The 11,266-nt window shown below is 39.7% G+C and carries 10 protein-coding genes and 2 pseudogenes; 8 read left to right on the top strand and 4 right to left on the bottom strand.

From position 1 onward, the window contains the following. Positions 1 to 291: 291 nt before the first annotated feature. Positions 292 to 1,368 (top strand): (p)ppGpp synthetase, encoded by a 1,077-nt coding sequence (locus MO387_RS06635; protein ID WP_226059043.1) that lies wholly within the window; start codon positions 292 to 294, stop codon positions 1,366 to 1,368. A gap of 896 nt (positions 1,369 to 2,264) precedes the next feature. Here MO387_RS06635 and MO387_RS06630 read toward each other — a convergent pair. Continuing rightward, on the bottom strand, positions 2,265 to 3,467 hold the full coding sequence (locus tag MO387_RS06630) for an IS4 family transposase (RefSeq protein ID WP_226059042.1): 1,203 nt from the start codon (positions 3,465 to 3,467) through the stop codon (positions 2,265 to 2,267). 331 nt (positions 3,468 to 3,798) lie between these two features. Here MO387_RS06630 and MO387_RS06625 point away from each other — a divergent pair, with 331 nt between their 5' ends. After that, complete coding sequence (locus tag MO387_RS06625; protein ID WP_226059041.1) at positions 3,799 to 4,791, top strand: FRG domain-containing protein; 993 nt, start codon at positions 3,799 to 3,801, stop codon at positions 4,789 to 4,791. A gap of 346 nt (positions 4,792 to 5,137) precedes the next feature. Beyond that, complete coding sequence (locus tag MO387_RS06620; RefSeq protein ID WP_242326146.1) at positions 5,138 to 5,785, top strand: hypothetical protein; 648 nt, start codon at positions 5,138 to 5,140, stop codon at positions 5,783 to 5,785. A 258-nt stretch (positions 5,786 to 6,043) separates the two neighbouring features. Here the strand turns inward: MO387_RS06620 and MO387_RS06615 are convergent, their stop codons facing one another. Further along, the gene (locus MO387_RS06615) at positions 6,044 to 6,442 is read right to left on the bottom strand and encodes a hypothetical protein (protein ID WP_220778071.1); all 399 of its coding nucleotides are present in this window, start codon (positions 6,440 to 6,442) and stop codon (positions 6,044 to 6,046) included. A gap of 254 nt (positions 6,443 to 6,696) precedes the next feature. Between MO387_RS06615 and MO387_RS06610 the strand changes: the two genes are divergently transcribed. Further along, positions 6,697 to 7,485, top strand: coding sequence for a type IV toxin-antitoxin system AbiEi family antitoxin (locus tag MO387_RS06610; RefSeq protein ID WP_226059039.1), 789 nt, complete (start codon positions 6,697 to 6,699; stop codon positions 7,483 to 7,485). Beyond that, positions 7,478 to 8,413, top strand: a complete 936-nt coding sequence (locus tag MO387_RS06605; protein ID WP_226059038.1) for a nucleotidyl transferase AbiEii/AbiGii toxin family protein — start codon at positions 7,478 to 7,480, stop codon at positions 8,411 to 8,413. The genes MO387_RS06610 and MO387_RS06605 overlap by 8 nt, the downstream gene beginning before the upstream one ends. A gap of 116 nt (positions 8,414 to 8,529) precedes the next feature. Here the strand turns inward: MO387_RS06605 and MO387_RS06600 are convergent, their stop codons facing one another. Then, positions 8,530 to 8,940, bottom strand: a complete 411-nt coding sequence (locus tag MO387_RS06600; RefSeq protein WP_220778116.1) for a hypothetical protein — start codon at positions 8,938 to 8,940, stop codon at positions 8,530 to 8,532. A gap of 36 nt (positions 8,941 to 8,976) precedes the next feature. Further along, positions 8,977 to 9,234: a hypothetical protein gene (locus MO387_RS06595; protein WP_226059037.1), complete on the bottom strand. Its 258-nt coding sequence runs from the start codon at positions 9,232 to 9,234 to the stop codon at positions 8,977 to 8,979. 363 nt (positions 9,235 to 9,597) lie between these two features. Between MO387_RS06595 and MO387_RS06590 the strand changes: the two genes are divergently transcribed. From MO387_RS06590 to MO387_RS06580, 3 genes and pseudogenes are all read left to right on the top strand, one after another. Beyond that, positions 9,598 to 9,975: a hypothetical protein gene (locus tag MO387_RS06590; protein WP_199908829.1), complete on the top strand. Its 378-nt coding sequence runs from the start codon at positions 9,598 to 9,600 to the stop codon at positions 9,973 to 9,975. Further along, positions 9,926 to 10,594, top strand: a pseudogene (locus tag MO387_RS06585) (IS3 family transposase); the annotation flags it as partial. The gene MO387_RS06590 and the pseudogene MO387_RS06585, both read left to right, overlap by 50 nt. A 7-nt stretch (positions 10,595 to 10,601) precedes the next feature. Next, a pseudogene (locus MO387_RS06580) lies at positions 10,602 to 11,246 on the top strand (peptidase S51); the annotation flags it as partial. Positions 11,247 to 11,266: the final 20 nt, after the last annotated feature.

Here is an 11,266-nt window from a genome sequence, read left to right as displayed (position 1 = left end):
TACAGAGATCAGAAATTGTGAAGCGGTTGGCGCTGTAACACTCAACCCAGATAAGGCACCAGAAGAAGGCGTAATAAATGCAGCTTAATATTTAAACAAAGAGTGACAACTATCTTGAAAAACACCGAGAAAGCTGATAAGTTGTTTGCATACAGATAGTTAAGTGTGCGCATTTTCACTGGTACAACGAGGTAAACGCGCATGCGCGCTAATAAAATGTTTAAGCGATTTATGCCCTACAAACAGCGCAGCGCATAAATACTAAGACGTTAGCCATCAAAAGGAGTTCCAGTGGCATCTTTAGATTACGATTTCGAAAAAAACTATTTTAGAGAGTTTTATAGTGATAACTTGAAAACTCTTGATGATGCAAAGACTTCGTTCTGTGCATTGATAAATGCTTTGGTTTCACATTCTGGGGATATCGCAATTTCCAAAATAGAAGGCAGAGTCAAAGATAAAGAAGAATGCCTTGGAAAGTTTAATCTAAAGTATCGTAAAGAGCTTGAAGCGAATGAAACTGAATATGAAATTAAAGACCATATTTCAGATTTAATTGGCCTCAGAGTCGTTTGCTTATATGAGGATGACATCGAAAAAATTAAGGCGGTATTAGATCGGCATTTTTCAGTCATTGACGTGACAGATAAAATTTCTCTAATGGAGAAAACTGAAGATTCATTCGGTTATAAGGGGTTGCACTTAGACTTAAAACTAGGAGACGATCGCAGTGAGATGCCTGAATATAAAGCATTTGTGGGTTTTAACTTTGAAATTCAAATACGAACTATCGTTCAAGATTCATGGAGCGTTTTGGATCATAAAATCAAATACAAGAAAAAAATCCCAAATAAATTAAAAAGAAGAATAAATACATTGGCTGCATTATTTGAATTGGCTGATAGGGAATTCCTTGCAATAAGAAATGAGACTGAACTTGAAATACAAAAAGCCGAAGATGATGATACAGATGAAGCATTAGACTCTAACGTTGCAGGCCCAAAAAATTTAATATCATCTAATGGGAATGGATTATTAACTGCATTCGGACTTCTAAAAATAGCTAATCACTTCTTCTCTGGTTTTGATGCTGAAGCACATAAAGTTGATGGGTTTACAGATGAAATTGTTTCTTTGGAACCTGATATAACAAGAACTAAGTTGAATACCTACATGAAGGAAGGTATTGCAAAAGTAAAACGCTATAAAGCTGACTTTGAAGCCAATGGAAACTCAAAAGATACTTTAAATCCATATACCATGATAAGACACTGCTTGTACTATGGTAATAAAGATGTATTCAGTTCAGTTCTCACCAATGCTTCTAAAGAAACATTTGAAAAATGGCTTGGTGAAAATGATGGCTAACAAGAAAATCAACAGGACTTAAAAAAGTTTGTTGTTTTTCGTTCCTCAAGCATTTTAACAAACCATTTTAAGCCCGTTATTTTGGCGTTATGTGCCATTGTTGCCTAGTTTGATTGTCAATTAATAAGGTTTTTGAAGTGAATGGAATTAGACGATACATTGATAAGGAATATTTTTACCTTTTTTATGGTGTGGTTTTTTGTATAGCAATAATTATTTGGTTTCAATTTTTTGCATCTGACTGGCGGGAAATTGTCACTCAGGGGCAAGAAATTTCTGACATTATAGTAAACTTTTCTTTATCCTACTTGGCGGGTTGGATTGTTTATATGGTTTCTACTTTTATTCCCAAGATAAATACGCGTAAAAAGAGAAGAGAAACGCTAAGGCCATTACTAAAATAAATAGTCTATGATTTTAAATTTAATATCAGCAACTCATTACTTATTCCAAATCAAGTTGATAATAAGTTGTTGTATGATAAATATCATAATAAGCCATTAACTATTGATTAAAGACGGTTTCAACGCATTAAATAAATATATTGATGTCGAACGTAGTTCTGTAAGAATGAACATTCTAGGTATGAAGATGCAGCCTCATACTTATAAAGAACAGCTTGTGTGCCTTTGTTTAAACGATAAAGCTAAACATTTTAAATGTTAGACAAGTTTAATGTGTTGCTAGATGAAACAGCACTTGAGTTAATCAATAAAATTGAATACTCAGACTTCATAAAAATTTCAACTCAACAATACGAGCATTTTAATGATTATTGTTATACTGAAAGTTCATTTTTCGATCACTACAAGGCGGTGGTCGCTTTAGATTTATATATCGAAAATAAACTGTAGCTTAATGAAGTCGCACATAACAAAAACCTCTGGGGGATCCCCTCATAATTGAGGTCTTCCAGCGTCATGAACTAAGTTTATATATTCGATTAATGCCCAGCGAAAAATTGTCTCCTTAACCGGATATTTGTCTCTTTTGCGTACTTCCTTTCCAAGTCTAACAATTGATAGCACAGCCTGCTTTCTCACTGTATTGGCTTGAAAATATCTTTGCCATCCAAGGTGTTGTGCCGCTAACCCAATACACCACAACACGATTTCAGCCAGCATAGAGATGAGCAGCAATACATCATATCGCTTTGGACAACGGCTGCGGCTTTGTCTAAGGCCCATGCCATATTGCGGACTTTTTAAATCGCGGAAGGTTTCTTCAATTTGCATTCGCTTAGCATATAAATCGACGACCTTTGAAGGGCCAAAGTAGTCCGGCGGTAGATTTGTTGCGAGTAGCCAAGGCTCTTTACTCCCTAAGCTGTAACTCTTTTGTGCGGTGTGATTTCGCCCAGCTTTAGAAGAATGTTTATCCTTACGCAGCTTAGGTTTAGCTTTAAACAAGTGCAGGTAACATTGTAGCGGAGACTTGCGCGCTAACTTGACGCTACCCATGTATTTCGCGGTTGAATTCGCTTTAGGATAGAGGGATTTATTTGACTGCCATGATGTTTGGCCGTTGAGCATAAAACTGACATCACCGCGAACTCTACCTAGCCAAAACCAGCCATGGCGCTCGACTTCCCTAAACCAAGTATTGCGATAACCTGCATCGGTGACGATGAGCGGGCAGCATCCTGGCGGCAATACGTTAGCAAGCTCAGCTAAGTAAGCGTTATGACTGCGTGGGGCATTGTAATCTTCAAACAGAAAAGTGCGTTCGTACAAAGTAATGGAGCGACCTTTAACACTGATTGATGCGCGTAAGGTCATCATTCGCAGTTGTTCGCGCACATCAGACCAATCCACAAGAATAATTGGCATCGGATTTGAGCCGCAGAGATACTGTGCATGCCATTGATAAATAGCGAACTTATCTTTGACAACATGTAGATTTCCGAGCAGTCGGTCAATACGCTTGATATTGTGTTTTGGTGCAACGTTACCCGTTATGTTCCGTCCTAACTGGGTTAACGAGAGTTGATTGCCATCGAGTAAAGACTCAGTAGCAACCATCAGAGAATTAAGGCGTTTTTGGTGTATTTGAGGGCATTGTTTTTTGAGTAAATCGTGTAATATGTCGATATCACGCATGATGTTGGATCTAGTAGGTTTTTGGCGAAATTGATTAGATCAAACAGCATCATGCGTGTCTACTTATTTGAATCCCATCGAATTTATCTGGGGATTCGCTAGCAAAAACCTAAAGCAGACGGCCAAAACTGTCACATTTTTTCGCAAAGAGACGCAAAAATTGCGCCAGCACGTCGCCGGTTAGCTTGGCGTTAATCCATAGAGATTTTAATCCGAAACTCACGAATTAGAGTTAGGAACCTAACTCACTTTTGCCCCAAAGTATGTTTGTAGCGAGTAAATTTAAAATTGTAGCAAAGGTTTGTTGACCAAACTTTTCTAATGATACAAAGTGATTATTGAATCAATATTGATTATTCATAGATTAGAGCGAACAACGATGTCAGAAAGCAATACTGTTATTAAGCTAAAAATCACCTGTGTTGCTGATGCTATCAACCTGGCCAAAACAGAAACATCACACAATCTTGATCATTGGTGGTTCCGTGGTCAGTCTAATTCTTGTCATAAATTGACTCCAAGTTTATTTCGCCCCGTAGATGGTAAGTTTTATGACGAGAATAAGCTCATTGACGAATTCTTACGAATGCATCCTGAAGCGAGAGAGAAGCATGTTGATACACTTGAACTGCTCACCTACGCACAGCATTATGGTTTGCCGACAAGACTTCTTGACTGGACTGAAAACGTTTTAGTTGCACTCTATTTTGCTTGCAGTAATGACAATAACAATGATGGTAAGTTGTTCTTTCTTCCCAATTACATTGAAGAATTAGACTTTTTTGACTATTACAATTCTAATTTTGGAACTAAATTTACAGAAGAATTAATTATTTACAGCGACCCTGATGATTTTGATTATTTTATGTTTTCATCCATACATAAAATAAATGAAAGGGGTACCAGTTTTATATTAGAGCAGTTATACATCGATGGTTATAAATTAGGGGAATATGTCGATAAAAAATCATCATCCCCTAAAGATAAATTTCCAATAGGACTGGATTTACGATTTGATTCCAAGGGTTTTAGTAATAATGATTTCATAAAACATGCTGGGTTTATGTATATTCCCAAACGCATCAATAAACGGCTAATAACACAACAAGGATGCTTTACATGCCACACTGGAAAGATTTTTCATGGCACGCAATACGTAAAGGTTAACGATAGTTTTGATGGGTATTCAAAATCATTCATAGTCCCTAAAGAGTGCAAAATCGATATACTTCGAGAACTTAGGTTGTGTGGAGTATACGAAGCTACATTATTTCCTGAGCTTGAATATCAAACAAAGTACATAAAAAGTTACTGTCTCTCCTGAAGTTAATATCTGGGTGGTAGTGAAAGTGATTAACTTATTCTTGCCCCAAAGCGTGTTAGCAAGCGTTTGGCGAATCGAAAACTTATGCACTATTTACTCTACAAATTTTTAGTATCCACTGTTTTTAATTCTTCGTCATATAGTGTTCGTAACTGGATAGGCATATAGTTGTATTTGAGAACGTTGGTTTTTGAGGCCGTTTGGTTACACATTCGTGCGTCACACCTCAGACGCATTGATTTAAGCCATTTAAAATAAGATTGTTAATGGTAGTGACGGTTGGGAGGTAGGTTTGAACAACGCGCATGCGTACTAATAAAATGTTATGCTTCGGAGGTAAGATGGTATGGGTATATTGAATATGGATTTTCGGTATCCAGGCATTGAGATCAAGGTCGAATTGATCGTACTACAAGCTTATCTTTCGCAGATAGAAAATGGCGTAAAATCTGTGTGTGAAAGCTATATCTCAGCGGAAATGAAAAAATATTCAGATTCGGATTGCCACGAGTATCAGCATGTATATCAAATTGCCGAAGACGAAATGCCAAGAATTATTAGGATTCCATTTATTGTTACCATCTACGCGATATTCGAAAATTCAGTTGCACGGCTTCTTGATTATGCGAAGATGAAAGAAGAAAAAGAGTTATCCCTGAAAGATATTAATGGAAAATCTCCAATATCAACTCAAAATAAGTATATGAAGCACGTTTTGGGTTATGAATATCAGTTTTCCAAAAAAATAATGCAAGATATAGGAGAAATCAATACAGTAAGGAATTATATAGCCCACTGCAATGGAAATATAGGATCTCTTAGTGAGGACAAAATCGAAAAACTAAAAAGTATTTCAGGCAAAGTAGTTGGACTCTCCATAGAGTCGGATGTTATTGATATATCTTATCAGTACCTAGAAAGTTCTATGCATACTATAGAATCCTCGTTGAGAGAGTTAATGAGCTATATGGAGTCTCGGTATGGATTTTACTAAAAGTATAACAATCAAACTAGTCTGACTGGCTTTTTGCGGCGTTACCCCATACAAATTTTAATCCCAAACTCATAAATTAGAGTTAGTAATCTAGCTCGTTTTTGTCCCAAAGCGTTTGTGTTGTAACATGTTGCTAGAGCATCATCAAATATGATCTATGGACTTAATTTGTGCACAAGTTTGATTCGGTATGAAAAGCGAACCCTTTCGGGTTCGCGAGTAAGTGGCTAACGCTTAACATTACGGCTGAATGTTAGCTTAAGCTTCGGCTTCAATAATCTGCTCAGCCCAGAATTGTTCGGCAGCGTCAAAATAGAGGCTCGGTGGTAACCCGAATATCTGTTGAAACTCCGCGGTAAACAACTCGCAAAAGGCAGAAATATCATCTTTATACATCAACAATAGCATCATCATTTCCAAGCCCATTAAATACTGAGTATCAAACTCAGCATGTTCCTCAAGAAGCGATTTACTGATGCTAATGCCTAAGTGTTGTCCTTTGATGTCGCGATGAAGATAGATATATCGAGTGAATTGTAAGGCTCTAGGATTATTATCATTTTCGTCAATGTCAGCGAGTAACAAGACGGTACTATGATCATCCCAAGGGCTTTTTGATTTTCGTTGATATACGCGAATAAACGGTGACTGACTCATTATTAACTCCTCGTTATTGTCCTTATCAATAACTAGAATTGGGCACCGGAAATTCTGTCGGTTCAGGGGTTAAGTTTAACGTTTTAAGTAAGAATCCCTTCTTAGCCTTTTGCTGGTAACTAATCTTCCCCTCAATCTGCTAGTTTGCATTTTTCAACAAACATGTACCTAGGGTACTAAGTAATTGCAATTTATAAACTCTACTTCTATAGTTGGTTTAATTTACTCTATATTTTGGTACTTATGGTGCAACTATGTCATCAAAAATAAACTGGCTTATTAATCATACGAGTCCTGGTGCGGTAGTGCTTCAGTCGTGGTTGACACAAAATGAGATCAGCTCATCTTTGGTGAGAAAATATGTGCAGAGTGGTTGGTTGTACAAGATAAGTGCGGGGGTTTACGTTCGTCCTGAGTCAACAGGCAAGTTACAGCCTCATTGGGTTGAAGCGCTCAAGGCTGTGAATGAGCAGCTAAAGCTTCCTGTTCACCTTGCGGGAGTCAGTAGCCTAACGCATCAAGGGCTTAGTCATTATCTTCAACTAAGCAGCGAGCAAGTTTGGGTTGGCTGTCAAAGTAAGCAGGCGTTGCCAAAGTGGTTCCGCGAATTGGAGGAGCAAAACTGGCTTTTCTATACCAGTAGCAAGCTGAGCCAAACGTTGGAAAAAGACTTTATAACTATAGGGGTGAACAATAGGGAAGTTAAGGCAAGTTGTGCGGAGCTTGCAGCCTATGAGGTCGTCAATGCCATTGGCAAACATATCAGTTTTGAGCATGCCGCGGAGCTGTTTCAAGGGTTAGTGAATCTCAGCCCACGTAAAATACAGTCAATACTGAATCGAAGTGAAGCCGTACAAGCTAATCGCGTATTTCTCTTTTTAGGCCACTACTATCAACACCAGTGGAGCAAAAGGCTAGATGAGCAGCAAATCACGCTAGGCGCGGGAAAGCGTCAGGTGGTGGCTCATGGCCGTTACGATGGACGCTATCAAATAACAGTGCCAGCATCGTTTATTAAGACAGAAGAAAATCGATATGAATAAGTCATCGATATACTACCAGCAAGTGACCTTGCTTATTCGGATGCTGCCGCTCGTCGCCCAAGAGAAGGTATTTGCCCTAAAGGGCGGTACGGCTATCAACCTATTTGTGCGCAACTTCCCACGCTTATCGGTCGATATCGATTTGGCTTATCTTCCTTTGGAGCCAAGGGAACAAGCGCTACAAAGTGTGAAGGAAGCGCTTGGTCGTTTGACTGCGCAGATCAATCTACAACCGAACCTTAGTGCAGTATTTCAAGACAATAAATATGATGAGCTCAGGGTTGTCGTGACAAGTGATAGAGTCACAATAAAAATTGAAGTCTCTCCTGTTGCTAGAGGTACGCTACACAAAGCGGTATTAATGCCAGTCGTTGAGTTAGTTGAAGAAGAATTTGGGTATGCAGAGATCCCCGTCGTAAGCCTGCCTGATCTATACGGTGGTAAGTTATGTGCAGCGATGGATAGGCAGCACCCAAGGGATCTTTTCGATGTGAAAATGCTGCTGGCGGAAGAGGGGATCACTCGAGAGATTTTAGTCGGCTTTCTCACTTATACACTTAGCCATCCAAGGCCCATTAATGAAGTGATGTCTCCACGCTGGAAACCGCTTGATGAAAGCTTTCAAACTGAATTCAATGGAATGACGACAAAGCCGATTAAACTCGATGAGCTGGTTTTAACTCGCTCAGAAATGCTAACAGCGTTGCAGCATCACTTTACTGTAAGAGACAGAGACTTTTTATTATCCTTTAAACAGGGTCAGCCTGATTGGTCATTGTTTGATGAACCGAGCGTTGCGGCACTACCTGCGGTGAGATGGAAGCTATTGAATATCCAAAACCTAGCGAAAAACAAATCCAAGCATCAAGAACAACTCATTAAACTGGCTGATGTATTGGAAACGTGGGTTGCAGGTCGGATACTGTAATGTACAGTGTATTGCTGATTTTATCTGATAGTTCGCTGTTTGTGGGCGTTGGCTGCTTAGATGTGAGCTAAGGCTTTAAGCAAAAAAAGCGAACCGTGAGGTTCGCTAGTAGGTGATTATTGAGGCGCGTTAGATTGTGCTTCAATAATCTGCTTTTCCCAATATTGTTCCGCGGCTTCAAAGTAGACTGTCGGGTGATACCCTAAGACATACTCAAACTCTGCGGCAAATAATTGGCAAAAATTTGTTATATCATCAACATACATGAGTAATAGCTGCATCATTTCTAAGTTGTTTAAAAACTGAGAGCTAAACTCAGGATGCTCCTCAAAAATAGATTGGCTAATACTCACACCTAGAACATAACCATCTATATTTAAGTGAAGATAAATGTAGCGTGTAAACTGCAGCTCTATTGAGGTTTGGTCGTTCAGTTTAATATCTGCAAGTAACACGACTTTGCAGTGTTCATTCCAAGGACTCAATGTTTTAAGCTGATTTACATGAATAAAAGTTGAGTGTTCCATTTGTTACTCCTATTGGTTTGGCCTTTCAACTTTTACTTAGGTCTGTGCCATGGAAATTAGCCCTGTTTGCATAAATTGCTCAGCAAATGAAATTGCGAGTTCAATCTGAACGACGGACATTTTTTCACGCACTAAGCGTTGTTTAAGCATGTGCAGGAGTATTTCTTGCTCAACGTTGTCCTCGTAAGAAAAGGTGTTGATATCAGGCATCTCTTTTTTAATTACATAGGTCATCAATTCGAAGACCATCAGCAGATTGTGGGCTTGTTGTTCAAACGCAGTCGATTGCATCATCGTGGTTTCTCGCTTTGCAGGAAAGTATGTCCTGAATAACTAGAAACATGGTGTGATAAATTGTCGTATTTGGGGATTCAATGGTTCAGTTTTGTGCAAAACATCTGTGTGAATTTAAAATTTTTTTCTGAGTGTTAAGAAGATCCCGAGTGGGATCTCTTTGGGAACTTTTTGGGATCCAAACAGGTTCTTATAGACCCTCACAGACCCTCCGAAAGCCACATAAATGGCGCTAATACGGTACTTTAGAGGGTTCGACTCCCTCTCTCACCGCCAAATAAAATATAGAGGAAGCCGTTGATAATCAACGGCTTTTTCTATTTCTGGCGTTTGAGCTGCCTTTAAAGAGGATTGACTCAGACAATGTACCTTTATAGAGCTCCCAATCACGTGTATTTCACACGTATCTGTTTGGCCAAATCGTTACGCGATAAAGGCTTTCCATTTGACATAAAAGTGTCTTTGCTAACCCGTGACAGGGCCGAAGCGATTATTCGCAATATCGAGGTTGCAGGCACGCTGAAACAAATCATCCATTCCATTGACCACCAAACCCGTATTAATGATTTTATTCACTATGTTGATGAAGTGATTAACAGCCTTCGTGTTCAGTTTGATAAAAACAATGTAACCACTATTGCTACGCCTAAGCGACACAGCATCCCAATACGGGAAACTAAGCTGTCGGAACATCTTATTGCGCAAGGAAGGCTACCAGGTTGGTCGCTATCTCGTTCGTAAAATTATGCACCGCCTTCGACTCAAAGCAACCCAGCGACGTGCTTACAAGGTGACTACGCAGCGGAAACATTCAGATGCAGTGGCAGATAACCTGTTAAACATGAACTTTAATCCAGTATCGGCTAATCAGGTCTGGGCGAGTGACGTGACCTATTTAAAGACGGGTGAAGGCTGGATGTATTTGGCAGTGGTGATGGATTTATATTCACGCCGGATTGTGGGATGGCACATAGATAAACGCATGACCACAGATTTGATATCTAAGGCATTAATAAAAGCCTACAACCTGCGACAACCAGCGCGAGGGCTGGTATTCCACAGTGACCGAGGCTCGCAATATACCAGTAAGCAATTCGGTAGGCTGCTATCGAGCTATGGTATCCGAGCCAGCATGGGTGATGTGGGGGCGTGTTGGGATAATGCCGTTGTTGAGCGATTCTTTGGCAGCTTGAATCACGATTGGATTTTTAAAGTTAATCAACCAACAATGGAGTTTATGAAGCAAGATGTGAGTGCTTACATGAAATAATACAACTTGGAGCGGCTGCATTCTGCTAATGACGATCTGTCACCTGTAGAGTTTGAAAATTCTCAAGTAAAAGTGTCCAGTTTGGGTTGACCAGTACACGAGTGAGGGTGCCCTGAGTTTTGGCGTTTTCGCGACCGAAGCGCCAAGTGAGCGTTGTGAAGTCGCTAATTGTGATACCTCAGTTCCTGCAACGGCGGTCACTTATCGCGAGCAAGGTGGGCTTGGATTTTTCCCCTTTGGTATACCCGACACACACTTTTCACAACGAGACCGTTATTTAAGACTCTTGCTCCTTAGCGCCAATGCCGATAGCAAAATGGCATTTGGCGTCGATGAAAATACAGCATTATTGGTCGATTTATCACATCGTTCGCTCTCAGTGGTCGGTGAGCATGGAGTATGGGCATTAGCGCAAGTTGGGCGATTGAAACAAAGCCAAGCTAACTCTGAAATAAATGCGGTTTCGCACTATCTCACTCCGGGTTCCTATGCTGAAATTGAAACCACTGGTGAGCATTTGACTCATATCCGCCTAGCTCAGACTGCCAAATTAACGCCAATAATGAGTAAGCAGAGTGACTTTTTTACTTGGGTCAGCAATGCGTGTCGGCAAGGTATATATTCAACATCATTGAGTGATAAGTACGAATTAACCATTACTCCAATGGCGGCATTAAGTTGCCAAGGCATTTTAAATCAAGAACGCGGATATCAGTTGATGGGTTTAACACTAAACCGCTAGAACAATGACAGTGAGTTGAA

It is taken from the genome of Shewanella sp. N2AIL (genome assembly GCF_022690845.1).
Classification (GTDB): domain Bacteria; phylum Pseudomonadota; class Gammaproteobacteria; order Enterobacterales; family Shewanellaceae; genus Shewanella; species Shewanella baltica.
Note: the sequence above shows the minus strand (reverse complement) of the source record. Positions and strands in the feature narration are given on the sequence as shown.

What these genes read in the sequence shown, in the direction of transcription:
- MO387_RS06630 (WP_226059042.1), bottom strand. Translation starts at nt 3,467, where the DNA reads ATGCGTGATATCGACATATTACACGATTTACTCAAAAAACAATGCCCT.
- MO387_RS06620 (WP_242326146.1), top strand. Translation starts at nt 5,138, where the DNA reads ATGGGTATATTGAATATGGATTTTCGGTATCCAGGCATTGAGATCAAG.
- MO387_RS06615 (WP_220778071.1), bottom strand. Translation starts at nt 6,442, where the DNA reads ATGAGTCAGTCACCGTTTATTCGCGTATATCAACGAAAATCAAAAAGC.
- MO387_RS06610 (WP_226059039.1), top strand. Translation starts at nt 6,697, where the DNA reads ATGTCATCAAAAATAAACTGGCTTATTAATCATACGAGTCCTGGTGCG.
- MO387_RS06605 (WP_226059038.1), top strand. Translation starts at nt 7,478, where the DNA reads ATGAATAAGTCATCGATATACTACCAGCAAGTGACCTTGCTTATTCGG.
- MO387_RS06600 (WP_220778116.1), bottom strand. Translation starts at nt 8,940, where the DNA reads ATGGAACACTCAACTTTTATTCATGTAAATCAGCTTAAAACATTGAGT.
- MO387_RS06595 (WP_226059037.1), bottom strand. Translation starts at nt 9,234, where the DNA reads ATGATGCAATCGACTGCGTTTGAACAACAAGCCCACAATCTGCTGATG.
- MO387_RS06590 (WP_199908829.1), top strand. Translation starts at nt 9,598, where the DNA reads ATGTACCTTTATAGAGCTCCCAATCACGTGTATTTCACACGTATCTGT.